23 protein-coding genes are annotated in these 24,805 nt (G+C 62.8%); 14 read left to right on the top strand and 9 right to left on the bottom strand.

The genetic code is table 11. The annotated features are described in order from the left end of the window. Positions 1-7: 7 nt before the first annotated feature. Entirely contained in the window at positions 8-880 is an 873-nt protein-coding gene (locus tag CDV46_RS24155) for an IclR family transcriptional regulator (RefSeq protein WP_140413477.1), read from the top strand. 42 nt (positions 881-922) lie between these two features. Here CDV46_RS24155 and CDV46_RS24160 read toward each other — a convergent pair whose 3' ends face one another. Then, on the bottom strand, positions 923-1,414 hold the full coding sequence (locus CDV46_RS24160; protein WP_087725474.1) for a DUF2165 family protein: 492 nt from the start codon (positions 1,412-1,414) through the stop codon (positions 923-925). A 175-nt stretch (positions 1,415-1,589) separates the two neighbouring features. Further along, entirely contained in the window at positions 1,590-2,588 is a 999-nt protein-coding gene (locus CDV46_RS24165; protein ID WP_087725476.1) for an NAD(P)H-binding protein, read from the bottom strand. Positions 2,589-2,684: 96 nt separating this feature from the next. Between CDV46_RS24165 and CDV46_RS24170 the strand changes: the two genes are divergently transcribed. The 3 genes from CDV46_RS24170 to CDV46_RS24180 all read left to right on the top strand — a co-directional run bounded on the left by CDV46_RS24170 (position 2,685) and on the right by CDV46_RS24180 (position 6,110). After that, complete coding sequence (locus CDV46_RS24170) at positions 2,685-3,575, top strand: LysR family transcriptional regulator (protein WP_087725478.1); 891 nt, start codon at positions 2,685-2,687, stop codon at positions 3,573-3,575. 84 nt (positions 3,576-3,659) lie between these two features. Beyond that, positions 3,660-4,424 (top strand): alpha/beta hydrolase, encoded by a 765-nt coding sequence (locus CDV46_RS24175; RefSeq protein ID WP_087725480.1) that lies wholly within the window; start codon positions 3,660-3,662, stop codon positions 4,422-4,424. A gap of 60 nt (positions 4,425-4,484) precedes the next feature. Then, a complete protein-coding gene (locus CDV46_RS24180; RefSeq protein WP_087687739.1) occupies positions 4,485-6,110 on the top strand; it encodes an AAA family ATPase in 1,626 nt (541 codons plus the stop codon). Between the two features lie 71 nt (positions 6,111-6,181). On the opposite strand, the gene CDV46_RS24185 is transcribed toward CDV46_RS24180, so the two are convergent. Then, positions 6,182-6,844 (bottom strand): dihydrofolate reductase family protein, encoded by a 663-nt coding sequence (locus CDV46_RS24185; protein WP_087725481.1) that lies wholly within the window; start codon positions 6,842-6,844, stop codon positions 6,182-6,184. Between the two features lie 262 nt (positions 6,845-7,106). On the opposite strand from CDV46_RS24185, the gene CDV46_RS24190 reads away from it, so the two are divergent. The 6 genes from CDV46_RS24190 to CDV46_RS24215 all read left to right on the top strand — a co-directional run bounded on the left by CDV46_RS24190 (position 7,107) and on the right by CDV46_RS24215 (position 13,987). After that, positions 7,107-8,177 carry a PAS domain-containing sensor histidine kinase gene (locus CDV46_RS24190; protein ID WP_087687737.1) on the top strand — a complete coding sequence of 357 codons (1,071 nt, stop codon included), beginning with the start codon at positions 7,107-7,109 and terminating at the stop codon, positions 8,175-8,177. Then, positions 8,177-8,821, top strand: coding sequence for a response regulator (locus CDV46_RS24195; protein WP_058378480.1), 645 nt, complete (start codon positions 8,177-8,179; stop codon positions 8,819-8,821). Before CDV46_RS24190 ends, CDV46_RS24195 begins: the two co-directional genes overlap by 1 nt. 327 nt (positions 8,822-9,148) lie before the next feature. Then, positions 9,149-10,420, top strand: coding sequence for an amidohydrolase family protein (locus CDV46_RS24200; RefSeq protein ID WP_058378481.1), 1,272 nt, complete (start codon positions 9,149-9,151; stop codon positions 10,418-10,420). 28 nt (positions 10,421-10,448) lie between these two features. Beyond that, the gene (locus tag CDV46_RS24205) at positions 10,449-10,985 is read left to right on the top strand and encodes a DUF1097 domain-containing protein (RefSeq protein ID WP_058378482.1); all 537 of its coding nucleotides are present in this window, start codon (positions 10,449-10,451) and stop codon (positions 10,983-10,985) included. Between the two features lie 415 nt (positions 10,986-11,400). Then, entirely contained in the window at positions 11,401-12,951 is a 1,551-nt protein-coding gene (locus tag CDV46_RS24210) for a gamma-glutamyltransferase family protein (protein WP_441339362.1), read from the top strand. Between the two features lie 130 nt (positions 12,952-13,081). Continuing rightward, positions 13,082-13,987, top strand: coding sequence for a LysR substrate-binding domain-containing protein (locus CDV46_RS24215; RefSeq protein WP_087725483.1), 906 nt, complete (start codon positions 13,082-13,084; stop codon positions 13,985-13,987). Between the two features lie 85 nt (positions 13,988-14,072). On the opposite strand, the gene CDV46_RS24220 is transcribed toward CDV46_RS24215, so the two are convergent. From CDV46_RS24220 to CDV46_RS24240, 5 genes are all read right to left on the bottom strand, one after another. After that, positions 14,073-14,912 (bottom strand): bifunctional allantoicase/(S)-ureidoglycine aminohydrolase, encoded by an 840-nt coding sequence (locus CDV46_RS24220; protein WP_087687734.1) that lies wholly within the window; start codon positions 14,910-14,912, stop codon positions 14,073-14,075. Positions 14,913-15,073: 161 nt separating this feature from the next. Beyond that, positions 15,074-16,300: an amidohydrolase family protein gene (locus CDV46_RS24225; RefSeq protein ID WP_087725485.1), complete on the bottom strand. Its 1,227-nt coding sequence runs from the start codon at positions 16,298-16,300 to the stop codon at positions 15,074-15,076. Between the two features lie 219 nt (positions 16,301-16,519). Next, a complete protein-coding gene (locus tag CDV46_RS24230; RefSeq protein WP_087725487.1) occupies positions 16,520-17,017 on the bottom strand; it encodes an AidA/PixA family protein in 498 nt (165 codons plus the stop codon). 90 nt (positions 17,018-17,107) lie between these two features. Continuing rightward, positions 17,108-17,608 (bottom strand): inclusion body family protein, encoded by a 501-nt coding sequence (locus CDV46_RS24235; protein ID WP_087687731.1) that lies wholly within the window; start codon positions 17,606-17,608, stop codon positions 17,108-17,110. 293 nt (positions 17,609-17,901) lie between these two features. Further along, complete coding sequence (locus tag CDV46_RS24240; RefSeq protein ID WP_087687730.1) at positions 17,902-18,552, bottom strand: GntR family transcriptional regulator; 651 nt, start codon at positions 18,550-18,552, stop codon at positions 17,902-17,904. Positions 18,553-18,838: 286 nt separating this feature from the next. On the opposite strand from CDV46_RS24240, the gene CDV46_RS24245 reads away from it, so the two are divergent. The 3 genes from CDV46_RS24245 (at position 18,839) to CDV46_RS24255 (ending at position 22,496) form a co-directional block, all read left to right on the top strand. After that, entirely contained in the window at positions 18,839-19,306 is a 468-nt protein-coding gene (locus CDV46_RS24245; protein ID WP_254916205.1) for a VOC family protein, read from the top strand. Positions 19,307-19,552: 246 nt separating this feature from the next. Beyond that, entirely contained in the window at positions 19,553-20,602 is a 1,050-nt protein-coding gene (locus tag CDV46_RS24250; RefSeq protein WP_087687728.1) for a porin, read from the top strand. A gap of 82 nt (positions 20,603-20,684) precedes the next feature. Then, entirely contained in the window at positions 20,685-22,496 is a 1,812-nt protein-coding gene (locus tag CDV46_RS24255) for a hypothetical protein (protein WP_087725490.1), read from the top strand. Between the two features lie 161 nt (positions 22,497-22,657). On the opposite strand, the gene CDV46_RS24260 is transcribed toward CDV46_RS24255, so the two are convergent. Then, positions 22,658-23,665 carry a 2-hydroxyacid dehydrogenase gene (locus tag CDV46_RS24260; protein WP_087725492.1) on the bottom strand — a complete coding sequence of 336 codons (1,008 nt, stop codon included), beginning with the start codon at positions 23,663-23,665 and terminating at the stop codon, positions 22,658-22,660. Between the two features lie 169 nt (positions 23,666-23,834). Between CDV46_RS24260 and CDV46_RS24265 the strand changes: the two genes are divergently transcribed. Continuing rightward, positions 23,835-24,791 (top strand): fumarylacetoacetate hydrolase family protein, encoded by a 957-nt coding sequence (locus tag CDV46_RS24265; protein WP_087687725.1) that lies wholly within the window; start codon positions 23,835-23,837, stop codon positions 24,789-24,791. The last annotated feature ends 14 nt before the right edge of the window (positions 24,792-24,805 follow it).

The following is a 24,805-nucleotide window of genomic DNA, read 5'->3' on the forward strand; positions in this document are numbered from 1 at the left end:
ACACGCAGTGAAACGATCGAAGGACACTCCGGCAGACGTCATGTCGACGCCGCGCAGCACGCAATCGACGCGCCCGCCCGAGCAGGGCGGTGCGATGACGGGTGTTGCCGGCGATGAACCCAACACGTCGTCGACTTCGGTCATTTCGCTGCGCATTCTGGAGTTGCTGGCCGAGCGCAACGCCGAGTGCGGCGTGACGCATCTCGCCGAAGCGCTCGGTGTACCCAAGGCGCGCGTGCACCGGCATCTGACGGCATTGCGGCAAGAGGGTTATGTGGTGCAGAACCCGCGCTCGAGCCGCTATCGCATTGGCTGGCGTCTGTTCCTGCTGGGTCAGAAACTGGTCAAACAGTTCGACGTAGTCGGGCTGGCGCGTCCGGTCATGGAGGAATTGCGCGATGCGGTCGGCCAGACCATCGTCATCAGCTCATTCACCGAGACCGATGTGGTGGTGCTCGACGTGATGCGCGGTCGCAGTCCGCTGGAGATTCTGTTGCACCCGGGCACGCAGTTCAAACTGCACAGCGTGGCGCAGGGCAAGATCGCGCTGGCGTTTGGTGCACCCGAACGGCGTGATGCCGTGTTGGCCGGGCCGCTCGATGCTTGCACGCCGCATACGATCACCGACACGATGCGGCTCTCGCATGAGCTGGCGTTGGTGCGCGAGCGCGGCTGGGCCGATGCGCCGGAAGAGGTTTTTCTGGGCGTGAATGCATTGGCCGCGCCGATCGTGCAGGACGATGGGTCGCTATTCGGCACGCTCGCGATCGTGGGCTCGATCCACTATCTGCCGGCGCACCCGAATCCTCAGACGGTGGCCGCGTTGACCGACGCCGCCAAACGCATCTCGCGATTGCTGGGTGGTGAGCGGGGCGGTTGAAGATACGGCAGTGATGCGGCGCGCAGCTGGCGCCGCTGTCGCTTACATCCGCAGCAGGGCAGCGGCGGCGATCGTCAGCACGAGCAACATCATGTGCGTGAGTTGCAGCCCTTCCTGACGAATCCAGTACCCGAACCACAGGCCGCCGATCATCATCAGCAGCCAAGCGGCAGCCAGTGCCGTGAGTCCGAACATTCCCCAATGCATTCCAGCGGCGTCCGACCCTCCGGACGCCAGCGCAATGGCCAGCTGCATGCCGCCATAGGCGAGGCAGATCGCCGCCATCCCCTGCAAGACAATCATCACGATCAGGGCCATTACGGCCAGCCCTTTGGCATCGACTGCGCGGCGCACTATGGGGATGTCGATGGCGGGCGCCTCGCGCAGTGGCGCCATGCTCAGGGTTCTGCCGATGGCCCCGCTGGATGCGCCGAATGCGACGAGATTATTGAGTGCCGCGATCGCTGACCAGAGCGCGAGGCCGAGGATCACTACGCATTTGAAGACGACAAAGGCATCGACCGAATCAAACATCCAAATCACTCCTGCGGCGGAAAAGGCTCGGCTTTTGTGGGTAGGCCAAAGCATAGGGGAGTGAGGAAAATTATGCAATATGATGCTTGGATAATTGATGGGGAGTGAATATCGGTACTCAACGAGCCTGTGCCGGCGAATCGAGTACCGCCTTTGTACAAGTGCGTCTGAAGATTCAAGCGGCTGCCGACCGGTGATTCTTCGGCAAACACCCCAACCCCTTGAGCGTCGCATGCACCGCTTCATCGAGCGGGGTATGCGGTTCACGCCCAAGCGCATTGAGAAGGTGCGTGTTGTCCATGCGCACCGGGCGCGACCACAGGTAACGCATCTCCAGCAACTCGCGCAGCGTCGTGACGAACGGCGCGGCGGCCCACACGACCCACCACGGAAAGCGGCGTGATTTGACGTCGACGCCGTACCGTCCCATCACGCGTGTAATCGCTCCCGCCATTTGTGAACCGTCGCTATCCCAATGGCCGGCCATATGGAAGTTGGAAAACGTCGGCAACGTGTCCCGGCGCTCGATCAGCGCAACCATCGTGCGTGCCACGTCCGGCAGATACGACCATTGATGACCCACACCCGGCGCGTTCGGCACTTGCACGATCTTGGCTGTCTGCCCCGGCTTGACGAGCCCCTGACCAAACCAGCTATTGCCTGCGTGCGGCCCGAAGAAGTCACCGGCGCGTACGATGATCGTCGCCACACCCTGACGGCTGGCAGCCCGCAGACGTGATTCCATTTCCACGCGAATCTTGCCCTTGCGCGTCAGCGGGCGTTGCTCCGCATCTTCACGCAACACTGGAAAGGCGTCCGGCCCGAAGTTGTAGACGGTACCCGGCAGCACGATCGTCGCGCCATGGGCCGCGGCAGCCGCGATGGTGTTGTCGAGCATCGGCAGCACCTGCGTCGACCAGTTGCGGTAGCCCGGCGGGTTGACGGCATGCACGATCACGTCGCAATCCCGCGCGGCACTCAGCACGTCCTCGGTACTCATGGCGTCCCCATCGGTCCATTCAATACCGATATTCGGCGCATCGTTGCGCGGCGCACCGCCACGGCGCATGGCCCGAACGCGCCAGCCGGCCGCCAGCAATTGCACGGCGACTTCGCCGCCGATCCCGCCCGTTGCCCCCAACACCAACGCGCGTGACGCTTTCTCGTGGTTCATGATGCCGCTCCCAAAACGTTGTCGATGAGGCCATTCTCCGCGCGAACGGATTCGAATAAAATTGCCTAAATCCGTCCATCGGCTATACATTTTTGTATGACATCAAATCTCAGTTGGGATCTCTGCCGGACGTTTCTTGCCGTGCTGACCGAAGGGTCGCTCTCGGGCGCGGCACGCGCGCTGGGCATAACACAACCCACTGCCGGCCGTCACATTGCTGCGCTGGAGGAGGCACTGGGCCAGACGCTGTTTACGCGCTCGCAAACGGGGTTGATGCCGACCGACGCGGCAGAGTCGCTGCGCCCGCACGCGCAGGCTATGCAGCACACGGCGTCAGCTTTCGAGCGCGCGGCGGCCAGTCGCGACGATGGCGTGAACGGGGTCGTGCGAATCTCCGCGAGCGAAGTGGTCGGGGTAGAAGTGCTGCCGCCCATGCTGACGGCGCTGCGTCGCGCCCATCCGCTGCTGTCGGTCGAACTGGTGCCGACCAACCGGATACAAGATCTGTTGCACCGCGAGGTCGACATTGCCGTGCGCATGGCGCCGCCGCAGCAAGATGCCTTGATTGCGCGTCGCGTCGGCAGCATCGACATCGGCCTGCATGCGCGCGACGACTATCTGGCCCGCTACGGTGCGCCGGCCACGCTGGCCGATCTGGCCAACCACACGCTGATCGGCTTCGATAGCGTGACGCCGTTCATCCGGGCGGCGACGGCGGGGGTGCCGGAATGGTCTCGCGACGCGTTTGCATTTCGTGCGGACAACGATGTGGCCCAACTGGCCATGATCCGGGCAGGGTATGGCATCGGTGGCTGTCAGGTGCCGCTCGCGCGGCGCGATACACGACTGGTGCGCGTGCTGCCCAACGCCTTCCGCTTCAAGCTCGTCACTTGGGTGACCATGCACGAAGACCTGCGCCAGAGCCCCCGCTGCAAGGCCACGTTCGACGCACTAGTGGCCGGATTGTCTGCCTACATGGCCGTTTGAGCCTAAATATCGCGTGTCAGCCGTTAAATTTGATGATATACAATATATCAATAATTTTAACGATCACGAGACACTCACTGCGCCATGTTCGATCCCGCATTGTTCGGTCGGATGTCGCCCGGGGTATTCACGCCCGGGCGTTCCTTGGCGGCGTCAGCGCAAGACGACGCCACTTCAGCCAATTCAGCCACCCCGGCGCCGACACTCGCCGCGTCGTCATCACCCTCTGAATCATTACCGCCCGGGCGTCATCCCCTTGGGTTGAGCGACGTGCGTGACGCGGTGCTGTACGTGCCGCCCAATCTGCCGACGGACAAGCCCGTCCCGCTGTTCGTCATGTTTCATGGCGCGGGCGGCTTTCCCGAGAAGGTGTTGCCGTTCATCGAGCCGCATGCCGACCGCCACGGGTTTCTCGTGCTCGCGCCGCACTCCACGTTTCCCACATGGGACATCGTGATCGGCGGCAACGGCCCCGATCTCGAGCGCTTGCAACAAGCCCTCGGCCTCGTCGCCGCGCGCTATTCGATCGATACCTCGCGCGTCGCGTTTGCGGGCTTTTCCGACGGGGCAAGCTATGCGCTGTCCATCGGCGTCACCAATGGCGATATCGCGAGTCACGTCATCGCGTTCTCCGGCGGCTTCATGTCGATCTTCGTGCAGGAAGGGCAGCCGCGCGTGTTCATCGCCCACGGGTTGATCGACGAACAACTGCCGATCGCCACGAGCGGGCGCAACAACGCCAATAAGCTCAAGGCGTCGGGCTACGACGTCGAGTATGTCGAGTTCGATGGCTTGCACATCATCGAACCGGGTGTGGTGGCACGCGCCATCGACTTCTTCCTCGCCTGATCGCACGCGGCCGTCAGGCCATGCGGGCGCGGGCTCCACGCATTACGGGGAGTGCCGTACATGGATTTCGAAATTCCGGAGTCGTTGATTCATCCGCTGTTGCAACTGATCGGTACCGACTCACCGCTCGGCAAACAGATGACCGCCTATGGCGTGTGCCGAGGCAACATTCTGGTGTCGAGCGAATGGTTCGACGCCAAGTCGCTCAACACGCTCTACGTGCTCTGCAAATCGCAGAACGAGCGCGCCCTGATGTTCCAGATGCTGGCGCTCGATAACGTCTACAACGCCCCGCAGGCACGCGTGATTCCGAGCCTCGACAAGTTGGTGCCGGGGCTCGTCGCCTATCTCGCACGTGACGTCATCGACGGCTGGTTGTATCAGCGGCATCGAGACGGTGCGCTGTTGCCGTGGCTGGTGCGCCGCCTGCGTTATGTCGAGCCGGAGCAGGGCTCGCCGTATGTCGTGTTGGACATGCTGGCCAACACGATGCAATCGGCCAATTTGAATGCGTCGGAACATCGCCCGCGTCGCTCGGGCATGACGACCTCGCTCGTGTTCACGCGCGACGACATCGTTAATCGAACCATTCCCGAGTTGCTTGCCGAGTTCGGCTTCTACAAGGAATGTGCGGAGTTCAAACACGAATACGAGCAGCACGCGCAGCGCTTTCTCAAGTTGCAGCGCGCATTCGGTGCGCAGTTCGTAATGCGCCGTGCGGCGTTTTCCGTCGATCCGAAAGGCGTCACCGAACTGGTGCGTGTGGTCGAGGGCGTGACGGCCAAATGCGTGAATGACGAGGAGCGGCTGGAGCGGAATTTCGAAATGGCCTGCGATGCGGATTTCTGGCGCAATGCCGAGATCGCCTCGGCGTTCGAGACCATTCCGCTGCACTGCTATGTGCACGTCTTCCATCTGGACTGGCACCGCAATCTTTGGGTGCACGTGCAGAACATCACCGAGTACGAATACCAGCCGGCATTGCGCGACAAGCTGGTCCTGCCCGCACATCATCACGATCTGATCGACATCCTGACGTCGAATATGGACACGATGATGCCCGACTTCGTGCCGGGCAAATCGGGCGGCGCGACGATCCTGTGCCAAGGCGCGCCGGGGCTGGGCAAGACGCTCACCGCCGAGATCTATTCGGAAGTCGTCGGCAAGCCGCTGTACCGCGTGCATTCGGGGCAATTGGGCACGACGGCGGCGTCGGTGGGCGCCACGCTCATGGGCATTCTGCGGCGCGCCATGCGCTGGAACGCGATCCTGTTGCTCGATGAGGCCGACGTCTACATTCGCCGCCGCGACAACGACCTCGAACACAACGCCATCGTGGCGGAGTTTCTGCGCTCGCTGGAGTACTTCCATGGCCTGCTGTTCATGACGACCAACCGGATCGGCGACGTGGACGACGCGATTCTCTCGCGCTGCATCGCGACGATTCACTACGAGACACCATCGCCCGCCGACGCGCGGCGTTTGTGGCGCATGCAGGCGGATCAGGTCGGTGCGTATCTCGACGACGGGCTGATTGAAGTGCTGGCCAGCCGATATCCCGATGCGAGCGGGCGCGACATCAAGGAACTGATGAAACTCGCGAGCCGCTATTGCAAGGTCCGAGACCTGCCGTACACGGAGGATGTGTTCCGGCTGTGCGGGCTGTTCCGGGGATATCCGGGGTAAGGATCCAACGGACGAGAGGCGCGTGAGTCTCGCTGACCGCGCATCAGGCCCGCACGTCCGCCTTCGACCGGTCAGCCTTTCGCGGGCGTCTGTCGCCGAAGCACGACGTGCGTGGCCTTCTCCGAGGCGACAGATTTCACGCATTCGTATCCCAGCGTTCGCAAATCAAGGCCTTCGAACAGCGCCTCGCCACGGCCAAGCAAGATCGGCGAGATAGCAATGTGAAGCTCGTCGATAAGGCCCTCGCGAAGATATTGTCGAAGGGTGTCCGCGCCGCCGCCGATGCGCACGTCCTTGCCGCCTGCGGCCTCGCGTGCGCGATCCAGCGCCTCGTGAATGCCGCCCGTGACGAAGTGGAACGTCGTGCCGCCGGCCATCTCGAGCGACGGGCGGGCATGATGGGTCAGGACGAAAACGGGCACGTGATACGGCGGACTGTCGCCCCACCAGCCTTGCCAGTTCAAGTCGGGCCAGTCGCCACGAATCGGGCCGAACATGTTCCGCCCGAGAATCCATGCGCCGACATTCTCGAAGCCACGGGCGGCGAATTCATCATCAACGCCGGTGGTTCCGCCGTCTTTGCCGAACAACTTCTGCTGGAAGGTGCGTGTCGGCAGCAGCCACTGGTGCAGGTCGGTCCCGCCGATACCGAGCGGATTGTTGATGTCCTGATCGGGCCCGGCGCCGTAGCCGTCGAGCGAAATGGTGAAACCGTTAACGCGAACTTTCGTCATCGTTTGCCTCCGTTGGGCGTCTGGCAATGCATCGCCAGCGGTGATTGGATACCGTTTTACGGCTCATGACAATAAGTCATGAAACACCGCAACATCCTGATATGCGGGAAAACTAGAGGCGCGCGCGAGCGCGGGTCTGGATATATTGAAGCCAGACCGGCGCCGGCATGACGGCCAGCTCTCGCAAGCCCCTCAGCCAGCGCCCGGACGCTCCCACAGGAGACGAGTGGCCGCCATGACGGCGGCCCGGCGAGGAGACGCAGTGGAAACGCATGGCGAACTGCACCGGGCGATACTGAACAATATCCCGGATCAGGCGTGGCTCAAAGACACCGAGTCGCGCTATATCCTCGTGAACGACGCCTTTATGGCCGCTTGCGGCCGTCCCGAGAAGGACATCATCGGCAGCACCCCCGACAAAGTCTGGTCGTCCGACTGGGGGCGCGTCTATCTGTCGACCGACCGGGCCGTCGTCGTGAGCGGCGTGCGGCGCCGTTACGAGGAAAGCCGCCCCGGTGCCGACGGTGCCCCGCGCTGGTTCGATACCGTCAAGATGCCCGTGCGCGACGAACAGGGCCGCATTGTGGGCACCGTCGGCATCTCGCGCGACATCACCGACCGCAAGCGCTCCGAAATGGCGCTGCTCGATTCCCGCGCCCAATTGCGGCAACTCTCCGCTTATCTGCAATCGGTGCGGGAAGCCGAGCGCACCCGGCTATCGCGCGAGCTGCACGATGAACTTGGGCAATGGCTGGGCGGACTGCGTCTCGGCCTCAATTACCTCGAAGCCCAGCCGGGCACCGTGCCGCCCGATCAACCGGCCCATGTGCAGATGCTCAAGGAACTGGTCGACGCCACCATCGACGCGGTGCATCGCATTGCCGCCGACCTGCGTCCGGCCGTACTCGACGAACTCGGCCTGCATGCCGCGCTGGAATGGCTCACCGAATCGTTCACGCAGCGCCACGGCCTGCCATGCGCGCTGCATATGGCCGAAGACGTGACGACCGGGCTCGACAGCGAATGCAGCACGGCCATCTTCCGCATCGTGCAGGAGTCGCTGACCAACGCGAGCCGCCATGGACAGGCGTCGCAGGTGACGGTCACGCTGGATATGCGCGACGGCCACTGTCACGTCACCATTGCGGACGACGGTCGCGGTATGGACACCGCTCTCGCAGGGCATGGCCAGCGACTGGGCCTGATGGGCATGCGTGAGCGCGCCCTGATGCTCGGCGGGGCGTTCGAGATTGACAGTCAGCCGGGGCAGGGCACGCGTGTAGTTGCGCGCATCCCGCAGCATCCGGCAGGCGCTGACGGAGTGCCACGGTAATGCGCATCATGATCGCCGACGATCACGCGATCATTCGCGACGGCCTGAAAAAGATCATCTCGACCTCACCCGACATGTGCGTCGTGTCCGAAGCCGTCGACGGTGCCGACGTGCTCAATCGGCTTCGTCTGACCACCGTCGATGTATTGCTGCTCGATATGTCGATGCCCGGCAAGAGCGGCATCGCGCTGATCCAGCAGATCAAGGCGACCTATCCGGCATTGCCGATCCTGGTGTTGAGCATGTACCGGGAGTCGCAATACGCGGTGCAGGCCATCCGGGCGGGCGCCGCCGGTTATCTGACGAAAAACGCCGAGTCGGAGCAACTGATGGGAGCGATCCGGCGCGTGGCACGCGGTGGCACCGTCGTCTCGCCGCTGGTGGCCGACAAGCTCGTGCGCCAGTTGCAGCAACCGGCGGAAGTGCTGCCGCATACGCGGCTCACCGCGCGTGAATTCCAGATCTTCCAGATGCTCGTCGAAGGCAGTGGCATCAACGACATTGCGCGTTGCCTGTCGCTCTCCAGCAAGACGGTCAGCACCCATAAGGCGAACATCCTGACCAAGATGGACATCGCCTCCACCGCCGGGCTCGTGCACTACGCCATCGAGCACGGGCTGATCGTCGCCGGCACCGACGCCTGAGGGCGTTGTTCGTACGTTTCCAACGCATTGCTACGTTGCCCCGACGCTCGTCGGCGGCCAGCGTATGCACGCCCATTTCCCTCGCAAACTCCCTCGCCAACCAATGCTGCACCGCGTCTAGGGAAATTCTTAGACGAAAACCAGCAAATCCCGATGCCCCGCGTCGAGGCACTCCCATAACCTGAGTATCAGTACAAACCAACCAAGGCCAGTCCAGTCCCGCCCCGCGGGGCGAATGCCGAATGCCACCCCGGCCGCCGTTACACCGCACTTGCATCCCTATCAACAACAACATCGACAACATTCGAGACCTGAGGAGACCGCACCATGCATGTGGACCTGCTGATCAACAACGTGTGCGTGCGCGATGAAGCGCCGCTCGTGGACATAGCAATCAAAGGCGGGCGCATCGTTGCGCTGGAGCCCGGTATCGACGCCTCGGCGGACGAGATCATCGATGCACAGGGGCGGGCGGCGATCCCCGGTCTCATCGAAGCTCACCTGCATCTGGACAAGGCGCTGCTGCACCGCCGCCTGCCGGCGCGCTTCGGCACGCTCGACGAAGCCATTCGCGTGACCGGCATTCTCAAGAGCAAGCAAGAGCGCGAAGACGTGCTCGACCGCTCGCGTCAGGTGCTCGACATGGCGGTGAAGCACGGCACGGTGGCCGTGCGCGCTCACCCGGACGTCGATCTGATTCAGGGGCTGATCGGTGTGGAGACGCTGCTCGCGCTCAAGGACGAGTACAACAGCCTGCTCGACTTGCAGATCGTGGCGTTTCCGCAGGAGGGCATTCTCAAGTCGAAGGGCACCTACGAGTTGATGATCGACGCGCTGCGCATGGGGGCGGACGTGGTCGGCGGGTGCCCGTACAACGAACTGAACTGGGACGACACCAAGCGCCACATCGACATCGTGTTCGAGCTGGCGCAACGCTTCGATGCGCCCGTCGACATGCACGCCGATTTTGCCGACGACACCAGCGATCAGCGCTTCGCCGCCATCTCTTACATCGCGCAGAAAACCATCGAGACGGGCTATCAGGGGCGCGTTTCACTCGGGCACGTGACGAGTCTCGGGGCGCTCGACAACGACACGCTCGCGCCCGTCATCGAACAGATCCGGCTCGCCGGCATCAGCATCGTGACGCTGCCGGCCACCGACCTTTATCTGGGCGGCCGCAAAGACCAGCAGAACCAGCGTCGCGGGCTCACGCCGGTCAAGGCACTGCACAGCGCAGGCGTGAACGTCGCGTATTCGTCGAACAACGTGCGCAACGCGTTCACGCCGTTCGGCAAGGCCGACATGCTGCTCATCGGCAACCTGCTCGCCCACGTGGCGCAATTCGGGGTGCCGGAGCATCAGCAGGCCATCCTCGACATGGGCACGCATAACGCCGCGCGCGCCATCGGTCTGTCGCACGACTACGGCATTGCCGTGGGCAAGCAGGCCGACCTCGTCATTCTCGATACCTACAAAGTTGCCGACGCACTGCTCGATATCCCGCCTCGCTCATGGGTGATCAAGCGCGGGCGCATCACGGTGGTGACAGAGCATCGCTGCGAAATCCACCGCCATTCATGTTGTTGTGCGCAATGAAGTGCTTATAAAACTCAAGGAGACAATCATGAAGAAGCTGCCTGCGGAAGTTGTTGCCTCGCTACTTGCTGTCACGACCATCCCGATTGCCATGCTGCCGCTGCACCTGCCGCCGTGGGCGATCTTCATCAGCTGGGCCGCCACGTTCGCCATGGGCGGGCCGAGTCTGGTCAATCTCAAACGCATCTGGGCCACGTTGCCGGTCGGGTCGTTTTTCGCGTTCCTGATCGTGCTCGGTTTCAAACAGGCCTCGACGCAGTTCACCGGCAACACGCTCGTGCTGGCCGAGATGGTGATTCTCTTCACCGGTAACGGCACGATGATGGCGCTCGCTCGCGTGTTCCCGGGCCTGAACTTCATTCCGGGCATGTTCTTCGGCTTTGCCACGTACTTCGCCACGTTGTTCGGCGGCTTCGGTCCCGTGCCGCAAGACCCGATGGCGGCGCTCGGTGCGGCCATCGCCATGAACGCGCTCGGCCCGGTGTACGCGTGGGTGAAGGAGCGCTACTCGGCCCCGGAAGTCACGCATCACCGCAACTGGAAGGGCTGGAAGGCCGAAGTCTGAAGCCCACGACTGAGGCACACGGCTGAAGCACATCAGTCTGCATGTCATCGCATGTGGCGGCGGGGCGCTTGCCGGTGTCGGGCGCGTCTCGCCGCGAGATAACACCACGCAGGGAGGGGGTATGACGTTCGCAGGAAAAACGGCCGCCAGGCCGTCGACGACACAGGCAACGGCCGCAGGGCTGTCAGCGACACATTCGGGCATGACGGGGGACGGCGGGACCACGCGCCGCGATTTTCTGATGAGCACGGCGGCACTGGCCGGCAGCGCAGTGTTGCCCGTCGCAAATGCCGCAACTGCCGCAACTGCCGCGACCGCTGCGACCGCCGAGGCGGCTACGGCAGCACCGGCAACTGCGGCGTCCGCAGCATCCGCCACACGTGGCGATCCGCGTCTCGCGCAGTCGACGCGCGGCATGGTTACCAGCCCGCACGAACTGGCCAGCGAGGCCGGTCTTGAAGTGTTGCGCGCAGGCGGCAACGCCATCGAAGCCGCCATTGCCATCGGTGCCGTGCTGAGCGTGACGTATCCGCATTTCACCGGGCTGGGCGGCGATGCGTTCATGGTCATCAGCGATCGCGATGGCAACGTGCGCACGCTGTCCGGCATCGGGCAATCGGCGGCAAAGCTGCCGGCCTATCGCGGGGAGATCCCCGTGCGCGGCCCCGGCGCGGCACTGACGACGGCCGCCACCGTCGCGATCTGGGAGAAGGCGTTCGAATTCGGCCGCACGCAATGGGGCGGCAAGCAGGCGTGGTCGTCGTTGTTCTCGCGTGCGACTGAATACGCGGCCAATGGTTTTCCGGTCACGCCGTCGCAGCAATTCTGGCAGACGCTGCGTGCGAACGAACTATCGGGCTGGGAAGGCTTCGCCTCGGTGTACATGCCGAATGGCCGCATTCCTCAAGCCGGAGAACAGTTTGTCCAGCCGGCATTGGCGCGCAGTCTCGACAGCATTGCGACCCACGGCGGACGCGAATTCTATGAAGGTGATCTGGCCGCCCGTGTCGCGGCGGGACTGAAGCGGGTTGGCTCGCCGCTTACGCTCGACGATATCGCCAAGACGCAGGCGCGCGAGGAAGTGCCGTTGCGTGTGCCGTATCGCGACGGCGAGTTGATTGGACTGCGTCCGCCCACGCAAGGGGTGACGACGCTCGAGATCATGGGCATTCTCAATCGCTTCGATCTGGCATCGATGCCGGAGGGGAGCGCGGACTATTACCACGTGCTGGTCGAAGCGGTGAAGCTTGCCTTCATCGACCGCAACCGGTATGTCGCCGACCCGGACTTTGTCGATGTGCCGGTCGATCGTTTGCTGGCGAGCGCAACGCTCGACGCCCACGCGAGAAGCATCCGCATGGATCGCGCGATGCCTTGGCCGCATGTGTACAAGACGGGTGATACGGTCTACATCGGCGCCACAGACAGTGAGGGCAACTGCGTGAGCATGCTGCAAACGGTCTATTTCGACTGGGGCAGCGGCGCGGTGCTGGGTGACACGGGCGTGCTGTGGCACAACCGGGGCGCGTCGTTCAGTCTCGACGAGAGCAGTCCGAACGTGTTGCGTGCCGGCAAGCGCCCGTTCCACACGCTCAATCCGGGCATGTATCTCAAGCAGGGGCGTCCGCACCTGCTCTATGGCACACAGGGTGCCGACGGTCAGCCGCAGACGCTGGCCGCGGTGCTCACCCGCCTGATCGACTACGGCATGGACCCGCTAACCGCGCTCGGCCGTCCGCGCTTTCTGCTGGGCAAAACGTTCTCGGACAGCCGCGATAGCCTCAAACTGGAACAGGATGCCGGGGCGGCCGTGTTCACGGACCTTGCTGCGCGTGGGCATGAGATGAGTCCGTTGCCCGCGCAGAGCCAACTGGCCGGGCACCCCGGCGCCATTCGTATCAGCGCGCAAGGGCAGATGAGCGGGGCGCACGACCCGCGCAGCGACGGGCGTGCCTTGGGGGTGTAACGCCGCACGATTCGAAATTCAGCGGAAATCGCAGGAAAGGGTGCCCGACAACGCCGTGAAACCCCAGTTGTCGGGCACCTGTCGCGCGTGATACAAGATCGACTGCCCATCGACAATTCAAATAGTAACTATGGCCGGCAGTGCGAAATCGAATCGACCGCTTTTCGATCTGGATCTGTTGCGCTCCATCATCATGGTGGCTGACTGCGGCAGTTTTACGACGGCTGCCGCACGGCTGCACTCGACCCAGTCCACCGTCAGTCAGAAGGTGCGCCGGCTCGAAGACATGGTCGGACACAAGCTGCTGGATCGCGGCAACCGCGAAGTCCACGCCACCGATGCCGGTGAAATGCTGCTCGGCTACGCGCGTCAGATGCTTGCGCTCAACGATCAGATGTTCGAAGCGCTCTCGGGGGCCGTGGTTGCCGTGACGGTGCGCCTCGGCGTGCCGGAGGATTTCGTGACGGGGGCGACGACGCAGGTACTTGCGGGTTTCAACCGGCAGTATCCGCAAGTCAAACTCGAAGTTACGAGCGGCCTGAGCCGCGATCTGCTCGGCAGCTACGATCACGGCGAGCTGGATCTCGTGCTCGTCAAACAGCGGCGCAACAGCCGGGAATCGGTGGCATGCCGGCCGGAAAAGCTGGCGTGGATCGACAGTGCGACCCATCCCTCGTTTCAACTCGACCCCGTGCCGCTCGTCACGTTTCCGACGCGTGGCCTGTATCGCGACGACATGATCAACGCACTCGAAGCCATGGGCCGCAACTGGCGCATCAGCTTCACGAGTTCGAGCCTGAGCGGTATTCAGGGGGCGGTGGCCGACGGTATGGGCGTCAGTCTGGTGCCGCCGCGCGCGGTGTTGCCGGGCCACGTCGTGCTGGGGCGCGCACAGGGGCTGCCGGTGGTCGACACGTTCGAGCTGGCGATCTTTCATCGACCCACGGCGGACGCGATGGTCAAGGCACTCGCCAAGGTGCTGGTCGGTATGCTGGAATCGAAAACACGATCCGCGAAGTCGTGCCGCAATGCATGAAAAAAGGCCGGTGCGGCGTGTCGCCGACCGGCCTGATCCATCGCGATGTGCCGCTAATTTGCGACGGCTCCATCCTGCATGATCCTTAACGCGGCTGTGCGCCCAGCGTCAGATTCATGTGGCGATTGACATCCTTGTACAGCAGGTAGCGGAACGGGCCGGGGCCGCCGGCGTAGCAAGCCTGCGGGCAGAACGCGCGCAGCCACATGAAGTCACCGGCTTCCACTTCCACCCAGTCTTGATTCAGACGGTAGACGGCCTTGCCTTCGAGCACATACAGGCCGTGCTCCATGACGTGCGTCTCGGCAAACGGGATCACGCCGCCCGGCTGGAACGTGACGATGTTCACGTGCATGTCGTGGCGCATGTCCTGCATGTCGACGAAGCGCGTGGTGACCCAGCGGCCGTCGGTGCCCGGCATGGCAATCGGCTCGACGTCCTGCTCGTTCTTCACGAACGGCTCCGGATACGGCAGACCTTCCACGGCTTGATAGTGCTTGCGAATCCAGTGGAAGCGCGCCGTGCTCTGGCTCTGGTTGCGCAGTTGCCAGTCGGTGGCGGGCGGAATGAACGCGTAGCCGCCCGGCGTGAGCGTGTTCGCCTTGCCCTGAATCGTCACCGTGATCTCGCCTTCGACGACGAAGAGCACGCCTTCGGCCTTGTCGTCCTGCTCCGGCTTGTCGCTGCCGCCGCCGGCGCCCACTTCCATGATGTATTGCGCGAACGTCTCGGCGAAGCCCGAGAGCGGACGGGCCAGCACCCACAGGCGCGTGTTGTCCCAGAACGGCAGATGGCTCGTCACGATGTCGCGCATCACGCCCTTGGGGATGACGGCATACGCTTCGGTGAACATGGCGCGGTCGGTGAGCAGTTCCGTTTGAGCCGGATGCCCGCCGTGCGGCGCGTAATACGTGGTCTTCGACATTGCTAGTGACTCCTGATAACGCTAGTTTTTCTCCCCATCGCTCGTCTTCGACTGCCTCGGCTACACCCTGCGCCTGGGGGCGCGCGCAGTGTGCTTCACCTCGGCGCGACGAACGCCAACGGTGCCATGACCTCGCGCAGGCCCGGCACCGCGCATGACAGTCAGGTCGGGGTGGACCCTGCTGTGTCCTTCAACAGGGCGGCGTCCAGCGCGAGTTGCGCCGGGCCGCCCCAATAACGTCCGTGACGAATCACCGCGCGGGCAGCCGGTGCGGCAGCAACGGCAGCGGCAGCGTTGGGTGCGTCGAACACGACGAAGCTCGCTTCACTGCCCACTCGAAGACCGTAGTCGGCCTTGCCGATCACGGCGGCGGCGGCATATGTGCCCATATCGAGTGCGACTTGCAGGTGTTCGTCGGTATAGAAGCCCGAGCGATAGCCGATCAGCATCGCGCGTTGCAGCATGTCGCCGTTGCCGTACGGCCACCAGCTGTCCTGAATATTGTCGTTGCCGGTGAACACCCGTACGCCCGCTTCGCGCAGCCGCAGAATCGGCGGGAACGCGCGGTCGCCGGGGGCGTTGGTCATGATCGAGACACCCGCATCGGCCAGCGCACGGGCGATCACGTCGAGTTCTGCGGGGCCGATATCGCCCAGCCCGTAGGCATGACTCACCGACACACGGCCTTGCAAGCCTGCCGCCTGCGTCCGGGCGGCGATGCGGTGCAGTTGCGCGAGGCCCGTCTCACCCGGTTCGTGCAGATGAATGTCGATCTTCGTGCCGTGCTTCTCGGCAATGCCGAACACGACGCTCAGTTGCCCTTGAGCGTCGCCATCGAGCGTGGTCGGATCGATACCGCCCACGACTTGCACGCCTTCGCGAACGGCGGCTTCGAGAACCTCGGCCGTGCCCGGGCAGGTCATGACGCCCGCTTGCGGGAAGGCCACGAGTTCGATGTCGAGCAGATCGCGCCATTGATCGCGCATCGCCATGACGGCGTGCAGATGCGTGAGGCCCGTGCTGGCGTCGACATCCACGTGGCAGCGCATGGCCACGGTGCCGAAGGCGACGCACTGGCGCATGAGCGCGTCGGCCCGTTGGGTCATCGGCGCGGCGGCGGCGATTTCCTCTTTTTCTGCGGCCAGCCGGTCGCGCAGCGTGGCGGCCGGACGATGCGGTCGCCAGCGGTCACCGAGAAAGCTCTTGTCGAGATGGATATGCCCGTCGACAAAGCCGGGCAAGACCAGCTTGCCTTGCAGATCGATGACTTGGGCACTGCCTGTGTCGGGGGCTTGAGGGCCGACGTACGTGAAGCGTCCGTCGCGCGTGGCGAGGTAGAGGGGACTGCCGTCGGCACCAACGGCGCCGACGAAAACGCGGTGAGTCATGGAGCGGCCTCTAAGCTGCCCGGGGCCTCGCTGGCGCTGCCTTCCTTCAGGTTGGCTGGGGTTGGCGCAATAGCGCCGCGGGGTCGCGTGGGGGCGTGAAGTGCGGGGAAAGACTTACAAGATAGCGAACGGACCGCGCATCGACAAATTAAATATCAAAATGCATGGCATTCGATTTCTAAATAGTTGAGTGATGCCCGGACCTCCCGGGCGATGACCTCAGCCGACGACGATGCTCAGTGGCCATTCGAACGTACCGGCGATTTCCGCGTCGCGATCCGTCACGATGGCCTTTAGCGTCAATTCCACGCTGCCTTCGGCGGCGACGTCGAGTTGCCAGAACGCATCGTGTGCGGGACGCGCTTCAAACTCGATCGGTTCTCCCATCTGCGGCACTCGGACGGTGGCCTCGGGGTGACTTTGCAGTGTCAGATTCGTCAGCACGTCCTCGTTGGCCAACTGCAAGTTGAGCAGTACGGCGTGCTCGCCGCGTACGGCGGTCGGCGACCACCTGACGCGTACCTGCCCGCCGGCCACGGCATTGAGATGAAGTTGCCCGTCGTTGCTTGTCAGTAGCGAGTCCAGGCCGTTGCATAGTGCGTAGCAACAAGCGGGCTCGGATTCCCCGGCGAGCAGCGCGCCGGTATCGATGACGAGCAATACGTTAGCACCGGCGGCGCTCGCCTCGCGCGCGTGGGGCGGCTTGTCTTTGGTCATCGTGAATTCCTTGCCGTGAGGCGTGAGGTCGCGCGATCCACCGAGCGGTGGATCGCCGCCAAATGAGGAGCGGGGGTTCAGTCAGCGCGCTCAGTCGTTACGAATGCTGATGAACGGATCCCATTGATAGCAGCCGCAGAGATTGCCGCTGCGATCCAAAATTTGAAACTGGAAGTGATACGTCACGCGGCCGGTCTTGAGCGTTTCGCAAGACCAGAAGTAGTTCGAGACCTGTTGTTTCTTCGGCTTGGACGGGTCGTCCGGATTGGGCACGGGAATTTTGACTTCGGCCTCGCGCGGCGAGGGATCGGAGATCAACTTGACCTGAGTGCTCACGAATTTGTAGAAAATGCACGACTCTTCGAAGCCCAGCGAGAGCGAATTTTCCCGCCAGCGAATCACGTCGCCGATACGTGCGGCGACATCAAGCTCGCCGCCGGCTTGGCCGCTGACAACGTTCTTCTGCGTGACGATCATGAACACGTGCTTGGCGTCGATCAACGGCGGATTCGACATGCTGCTGTTCCGGCCATACCGATCGAGAACCGCCTTGGTGTCGATCGCGACGAGTACATCAGTAACTTCAGACATATAAGTCTCCACAAATGGGTAGAGCGAGATGCCGTCAGTCCGAGAGGCGACGGGCACGACGCGCGGCGAAAAGCGATGCCTCGCGTTTCATTTGTGGAAGCTAGAAGGCGGGAAAGGGCGCGACAACCTATCGGCGTTGCACTGCGCTGAGACTCATAGGCGACGTTTGCGAGCAATACGTTGAGAACGTTGGCTTCGCGCGTCGTGCGGTGCGATCCGTCAAAAACTACAAAACGGCGGATTGAAACGACGCCGCCCGGACCGATGCGGCCCGGGCGGGTATGGATGAAGGCTTACGAATTACGGTTGTGTTGCAGGCGGTCGAGCACATGAATGCTCAATCGCGCGGTGTGGCTGCGCATGGCGTTATAGGCGCCCTCGGCATCGGAGGCGAGCACCGCTTCGACGACTTTCTCGTGCTCGTCGAACGACACGGTGAAACGTTCCTCGACATCCGATTGCGCGGCGCGGAACGGCGCCAGACGTTCGCGATGGCTGTCGATCAGTGCCATCAGCGTCTTGTTTTGCGTACCGGCGCTCAGCAACTGGTGAAACTCGCGGTTGAGCGCGAGGTACCCGGCTTCGTCACCGGCATCCATGCATTGCTTGCTCTGAACGTGGAGCATTTCCAACTGCTTCTTCTGCATGGCGCTCATGCGTTGGGCGCTCAGACGGCAGCACAGCGCGTCGAGTTCGCACATCGCTTCGAGCATGTCGGACAGATCGTCGACGCTGATGCTGGCGACGACCCCGCCCTTATGCGGCGTGAGTTCAATCAGGCCGCGCGCGTTCAACTCGCGCAGGGCTTCGCGAATCGGCGTGCGCGAGGCCTTGAAACGTTCGGCCAGCACAACTTCTTCCAGCTTCCGTCCTGGCGGCAGGCGACCGTCGATGATCTCGTCGGTCAACTCCCGGCAGATTCGGGCGGCAATGGTTTCGGCCATGGTTAGTTATCTCGTTGCGTGGACGTGCATTATTTTTTGAATCGACTTGAATTGGCTCGGATTGTATACATGCGGATTATAAGGGTATTTTTTCCCGAAGTTGTGGCCTGACGCCCCATTCGAAGGGAATGGCAGGAGATTTTGTTGATCGGTATCGCAATGTTGTATTCAAAAATGCATTTTGGAATGCAATTCACTGAGATAGTATACATGTGAGTTTGCCGGCCCCCGGCAAGCCTCTGTTCGTCACACACGTGACCTATCGATACGAAGGAGACATTCCATCATGGCCAAACTGCGTCATATCGCGCTTTCCGTGCCCGACCCCTGGAAGGCGGCCGAGTTCTACATGCAGGCGTTCGACTTCAAGAAAGTTGGCGAAACCGACTCGTCGCTCGCCCGTGGCGTGTACCTGTCCGACGGCGTCATCAACCTCGCGTTGCTCAATTACAAGAACGATGAAGCCGCCGGCGACCGCGGCCGCGAGTTCGTGGGCCTGCATCACATCGGCATCTGGGTCGATGACGTCGAAGCCACGCGCGCCAAGATCGAAGCGGCCGGCGGGCGTTACTACATGGGCGAAGTGCCGGTGAAAAGCAACATCTTCTACGAGGTCAAGTTCTTCGACACGAACGGCGTGATCTTCGACGTGACTGCCCACGGCTGGGGCGGTGCATCGAAAGACGGCACGGGCAACGATGACGCGCCCAAGCTGCGTCACGAGGGTCTGCAAGCCGACCGCAAGGGTCTTTGACCCGCATCACGCGCCGCTTGTTTTGGGGCGCCATTTCCCCGCCGGCCACGGTGTGCCGGCGGCGGACACCGCATATCAGGGGTAACCCGCTATAAAAAAACAGCCCGTTTGTATAAACAAATAGCGGTAGAAATTCAATTTCTTTGCTATGTATAATCATTCGAAAGATTGTATACATACAACGGGCGAGCGGCAGACACCCAACAAGGGGCGCCGCAAATAAAACGAGAATTCTGAGGAGACGGCATGAAGAAGCGAGTGTTAGGTGCATTGCTACTGGGCGCAATGCAAGGGGGCGCATACGCGCAATCTTCCGGAGGCGTCACGCTCTCGGGTTTTGTGGACTTGAACATCGAGCAGTTGTGGCAATCGGGCGCTAATGGCGGCAAGGTCACCCGCATGTCGAGCGGCGGTCTGAACAACTCTCGCTTCAATTTGAGCGGCTTTGAAGAACTGGGCGGCGGCAATCGCGCCTTCTTCACCTACGAGCCGATGTTCTCGGCGAACAACGGCACCCAATCGGCACAGGCGCGTCAGTCGTTTGTCGGCCTCAAGGGCCCGTGGGGTGAAGTCTCGCTGGGCCGCCAATTCACGCCGTCGTACTGGATTGCCGGTTATGCCGACCCGAGCTGGGCGGCCGACTTCAGTATGGTCAACAACATGGAGTTCTTCTACGCGTCGTACCGCGTGGACAACGCCATTTCGTACAACACGCCGCGCTGGAACGGCCTGATGGCGCGCTTCATGGCGACCACGGGCGTGGGCGATACAACGCGCGCCGGGCGCTTCCTGTCGGCCGCCGTCGAGTACCGCAACGGCGGCATCTTCCTCGGCGCCGTGAGCGAGCTGCAATACACGCGCGACATCTACTCGCCGAGCCAGATTCACTCGTCGCGCGACAACTACTTTGCCGCGACCTACAAATTCGGCAGCGTCGAGCCGACCCTGATCTATCACACGTACAACGGCTACTACGCGTACCCGCCGTACGTCGCGTTCAACGTGCGCGGCTGGGACGTACAGGCCGGGGTTCGCTACGCGCTGACCGACCGTCATCGCTTCTACGCGAGCTTTGTCCACCGTCAGGACGACGACAACAAGGCGCTCTCGAACGCCAACGGTTTCGTGATCGGCTACATGTACGGCATGTCCAAGCGCACCACGCTTTACGCGACCTACGCGCACGTGCAGCACAGCAACGACACGACGGTGCATTACCCGGTGACGTTCCAGGTCACGCCGAACGGCAATCAGAATCCGTCGGGTGTGCAACTGGGTATCCGCCACGCATTCTGATCCACGTATCTGAATTCACCAGAATCCACGCCGCCGGCACGCGCTGTGCCGGCGAGAAGACTTTGAAACGAAGGAGGAAGACATGTTTCGCAAGCCCACACTCGGCGTATCGCTCACCGCCACGGCGGTACTCGCTGCGCTGACGATGACGCTCGCTGCCCACGCATCGGCACCGGAGTCCGAACCTGCCGCGACCAATGCAGCCCCCGCAGCACAAGCCGACGCGCAACCGTCGGGCACGCCCGGCACGCCGAACGTGAAAGACCCGTATCTGGCCGGCTGGCTGCGCCTGACCCCGGATCGCTCCCCCAAGCCGCTCAAGCCCGGCGTCGACTACGGCATGGACCCGGCCACCGGCAAGTTCATCTGGCCGAAGGCCACGCCCGAAGTGCACACCGGTCAGAAATTCCCGGGTGAACTGCCGTACTGGGACAAGAAGAGCTACACCAAGAACGTGAAGGTGCTCGCCTTCTACCCGGGCGTGGATTCGCCGTTCCATGCGTGGAACAACATCGCCGACTTCAACGGCAAGCGCTATCTGTACATCCACGACCGCGACTACCTGCGCATCATGGACGTGACCGATCCGGCCAACGGCAAGGTCGTGTATTCGAAGGGTGGCGTGTGGGGCCCGAAGGGTTCGAGCGAGAAGTTCGACCCGAACAACGTGCACGACTATCTGGGCGGCGCGACCATCGTCTGGAACAAGAAGCTCGGCAAGCCGATTCTCGTCGCGTCGTTCGAAATCGGCCGCTATGGCCTGATGACCGACAAGTCGAAGCAGCCGGACAAGGTTGCCGCACAGCGCAGTTACAACGATCTGAAGGGCTTCAAGGTCTTCGAGATGAACGGCCCGCTGCCGTCCGACTGGAAGCTGATCGCCACGCGCACCACCGACTACACGCGTCCGAATGCGCCGGTGGGCGAGCAACGCGGTTCGGGCTCGCTCGATTCGCCGGAGTTCTACGGCGGCAAGTACATGATTCTGTCGGCGGCACCCGACGACAGCTACGCGCTCTCCGAATACCCGAACTATCTGTATTCGCCGGGTTATCAAGTGTGGGATATGTCGGACCCGGCCAACCCGAAGTTCGTCTCGCAGATTTCGGTGCCCGGCCAGATCCTCGGCAACGCCGAGCATGAGCAGGCATATCTCCAGAACGCGCGCGCAGGCAATCGCACGTCGTGGATGGGCTCGCGTATGCCGATCTTCCTGCCCAAACCGCTGGAGCAGGGCGGCAAGGTGGGCTTCGGTGCGATGGGTGGTCTGGGACTGTGGTCGTTCGATCTCGCCGATCCGGCGCATCCGAAGGTACTCGGCAACGTGAATACGGCCCCGAGCTTCGCAGGCACCGAATACGACAACGCGGACGTCAGCCAGTACGAGCGCACCGGTTACGTGCTCACCAGCGGCTACCCGATGAACCGCGATTGCTACGAGCCGTACAAGGACATCTTCGTCGTCGACGCGCGTAACCCCGCCAAGATGAAGGTCGCGGCCAAGCTGCCAGAGCCGGAGGTGCCCGAAGGCGCACCGTTCACCAGCTTCTGCCAGCGCGGCGGCAACTACGGTCCGAAGCGTTCGAACTCCATCGGGCAACCGGGGACGTGGCGTCAGGGCATCGTGCCGTACTCGTTCTATAGCGCGGGCGTGCAGATCTTCGACGTGAAGGACCCGGCCAAGCCGACCATCGCGGGCTACTTCGTGCCGGGCCTGGCCGATGAAACCGAGCTGCCTGTGTACACGTTGGGCAAGGGCGTGTTCGCGATGTACACCGAGTACGACCGCAACATCATGTGGGCTTTCACCGAAAACGGCGCATATGCACTGTCGAGCCCGCTGCTGGGCGAGCCGGTGATGGGTGCCCCGGCCAAACCCTGGCCGGCACGGTAAGCGCAGTTTGATTGAATTGGTGTGATTTGGCGTGACGCTGCGGCACGCGCTGGCGAAGTCTGCCAATGCGTGCCGCCACCGCTGGCGACTTCACAGGACCTCCAAGGTGAAGTGTTGAGGCGGGCAACCTCCGATGGTCTCCCGGTTGCCCGCTTCTTTTTTTATCCGGACGTTCTGTTACCGCGCACGGTGTTCACCGCAGCAAACAACGGCAGACGAGAGAGATGGGCGCGCACGTTGGCCAGCAGGACGTCGATCTGCGCTTGCAAGGCGGCAGGTGAGCGGCCTGAGATGTGCGGCGTGAGCACCACGTTCTCGAGCATGCGCAGTGCCGACGGCACCTCGGGTTCGGTCTCGTAGACGTCGAGCGCGGCACCGGCGATGACGCCGTCGCACAGCGCTTCGATCAGCGCCACGGTATCGACCACGCTGCCACGCGCCACGTTCACCAGAAAGCCTTTCGGGCCGAGTTGCGCCAGCACCTCGGTGCTGACCAGATGATGCGTGGCGGGGCCGCCGGGGCAGGCCAGTACGAGGAAGTCGCTGTCGCGGGCCAGTTCACTGACGTTGGCGTAGTGCTGCCATGCGTGGCTTGGACCGTCCGTGCGTGGCGTGCGGGTGTGATAGCCGATCGACATGCCGAAGCCTGCCGCGCGCAGGGCGATCGCCTGACCGATGTTGCCGAGACCGACGACGCCGAGTCGCGCGCCGTTGAGCGTCGGACGAGGCGCGCGATGCGACTCCCAGCCACCGGCTTTCACGGCGCGGTCGAGGGTCACGAGGCCGCGCGACACGGCGAGCATCAGGGCCAAGGCGTGATCGGCCACCGTCTCGCCGTTGGTGTTGGGCGCATGGGCGACGGCAATGCCGCGTTCCGTGGCGGCGGTCACGTCGATGTTTTCGAACCCAGCGCCAAAGGCGCAAACGAGTTCGAGCTGCGGCAGCGCCTGCATCTGTGCGGCGGTGAGTCCGGTCGTGCCGTTGGTGAGCACCAGACGCGCCGAGGCGATGGCAGCGCGATCGGCGGCATCGGTGGCGTGGGCGAGCGCACTTGAATCGGCCAGCGCGCGCGGGTTCACGTCGTGCATCCGCACGCCGGCGGCCAGCAATTGCGCGCGTGCCTGCGGGGCCAGTGCGATGAGATTGAGCATCAGGGGAGCGTCGTTCATGGGTGCCTTGTTCGCTGGTTGATCGCTGTGTTAGGAAGGATTGAAAAATAAAATACAAATTAATTGCCATGTATACATATGCTATGTATTGTATGTTCATAGAGCAATCAAAAAGACAACCGATGCGCGTAAGCGACATCGAATTTCAGTAAAGAGATAGGAGGAAGGTGTGACTTGGTTTGGTATCGCAACTTATGAATCGCTGGCACCGGGAGCCGGTGCTGATCGCCGTACGGCACTGGTGCAACATGGCCGCCTGTACGATCTGGAAGCCGTGCTGCGCCACACGGGCGCAGGTAACGACGACGGCGCACTGGCGGCGCAGAATCTGACGGCGCTGCTCTCCGACTGGTATGTGCATGGCGAGACCGTGATGACGGCCGTGCGTCAGGCGCTGGATGCTGGTGTGGTGAACAAGGTCAGCGCGTTGGAAACGAGTCAATACCGCCTGTGCGTGCCGTATCAGCCGGGCCGGATCTTCGCCACGGCGTCGAACTTTTACGAACATGCGGCCGAAATGGGCACGAAGCTCGCGCCGCGCAGCGAAAGCTCGCCCTACATGTTCATGAAAGCCGAGACCAGCGTGACGGCCACCAACACCGACGTGGTGCTGCCGCCCAATGCCGAGCGCGTCGACTGGGAGGTCGAACTGGCCGTGGTGATTGGCCGTCCGGGCCGCCACGTACCGGTGGAACAAGCCCACGAGTGGATCGCGGGCTACACGGTGATCAACGACGTGAGCGCACGAGATCTCAACCGCCGCACCGACTATCCGTTTACGCACGACTGGTTTCGCGGCAAGAGTTTCGATACCTTCGCTCCTCTGGGGCCGTGGTTTGTGCCGCGCGATGTCATTCGCGATCCCCAGAACCTGCGCATGACGCTGTCGGTCAACGGCGAGTCGATGCAGGACGACACGACGGCAGGGATGATCTTCAACATTGCGGAGCAGATCGCTTACCTGTCCGGCATCCTCACGCTCAAGCCCGGCGATCTGATCGCTACGGGCACGCCGACCGGCGTGGGCATGGGGCGTGGCGTGTATCTCAAGGCGGGTGACGTCATGGTGGCGGGCATCGAGGGCATTGGCGCCATCGAGAACCGCGTCGTGGCACAGCGCAAATAACAAAGGCCGCTAGA

Source organism: Pandoraea sp. PE-S2T-3, from assembly GCF_002179965.1.
In the GTDB taxonomy this organism is placed as follows: Bacteria; Pseudomonadota; Gammaproteobacteria; order Burkholderiales; family Burkholderiaceae; genus Pandoraea.

Bases quoted from the DNA above. Each gene is read 5' to 3' on its own strand.
- CDV46_RS24160 (WP_087725474.1), bottom strand. From the start codon at position 1,414: ATGTTTGATTCGGTCGATGCCTTTGTCGTCTTCAAATGCGTAGTGATC.
- CDV46_RS24165 (WP_087725476.1), bottom strand. From the start codon at position 2,588: ATGAACCACGAGAAAGCGTCACGCGCGTTGGTGTTGGGGGCAACGGGC.
- CDV46_RS24170 (WP_087725478.1), top strand. From the start codon at position 2,685: ATGACATCAAATCTCAGTTGGGATCTCTGCCGGACGTTTCTTGCCGTG.
- CDV46_RS24175 (WP_087725480.1), top strand. From the start codon at position 3,660: ATGTTCGATCCCGCATTGTTCGGTCGGATGTCGCCCGGGGTATTCACG.
- CDV46_RS24180 (WP_087687739.1), top strand. From the start codon at position 4,485: ATGGATTTCGAAATTCCGGAGTCGTTGATTCATCCGCTGTTGCAACTG.
- CDV46_RS24185 (WP_087725481.1), bottom strand. From the start codon at position 6,844: ATGACGAAAGTTCGCGTTAACGGTTTCACCATTTCGCTCGACGGCTAC.
- CDV46_RS24195 (WP_058378480.1), top strand. From the start codon at position 8,177: ATGCGCATCATGATCGCCGACGATCACGCGATCATTCGCGACGGCCTG.
- CDV46_RS24200 (WP_058378481.1), top strand. From the start codon at position 9,149: ATGCATGTGGACCTGCTGATCAACAACGTGTGCGTGCGCGATGAAGCG.
- CDV46_RS24205 (WP_058378482.1), top strand. From the start codon at position 10,449: ATGAAGAAGCTGCCTGCGGAAGTTGTTGCCTCGCTACTTGCTGTCACG.
- CDV46_RS24210 (WP_441339362.1), top strand. From the start codon at position 11,401: ATGGTTACCAGCCCGCACGAACTGGCCAGCGAGGCCGGTCTTGAAGTG.
- CDV46_RS24215 (WP_087725483.1), top strand. From the start codon at position 13,082: ATGGCCGGCAGTGCGAAATCGAATCGACCGCTTTTCGATCTGGATCTG.
- CDV46_RS24220 (WP_087687734.1), bottom strand. From the start codon at position 14,912: ATGTCGAAGACCACGTATTACGCGCCGCACGGCGGGCATCCGGCTCAA.
- CDV46_RS24225 (WP_087725485.1), bottom strand. From the start codon at position 16,300: ATGACTCACCGCGTTTTCGTCGGCGCCGTTGGTGCCGACGGCAGTCCC.
- CDV46_RS24230 (WP_087725487.1), bottom strand. From the start codon at position 17,017: ATGACCAAAGACAAGCCGCCCCACGCGCGCGAGGCGAGCGCCGCCGGT.
- CDV46_RS24235 (WP_087687731.1), bottom strand. From the start codon at position 17,608: ATGTCTGAAGTTACTGATGTACTCGTCGCGATCGACACCAAGGCGGTT.
- CDV46_RS24240 (WP_087687730.1), bottom strand. From the start codon at position 18,552: ATGGCCGAAACCATTGCCGCCCGAATCTGCCGGGAGTTGACCGACGAG.
- CDV46_RS24245 (WP_254916205.1), top strand. From the start codon at position 18,839: ATGGCCAAACTGCGTCATATCGCGCTTTCCGTGCCCGACCCCTGGAAG.
- CDV46_RS24250 (WP_087687728.1), top strand. From the start codon at position 19,553: ATGAAGAAGCGAGTGTTAGGTGCATTGCTACTGGGCGCAATGCAAGGG.
- CDV46_RS24255 (WP_087725490.1), top strand. From the start codon at position 20,685: ATGTTTCGCAAGCCCACACTCGGCGTATCGCTCACCGCCACGGCGGTA.
- CDV46_RS24260 (WP_087725492.1), bottom strand. From the start codon at position 23,665: ATGAACGACGCTCCCCTGATGCTCAATCTCATCGCACTGGCCCCGCAG.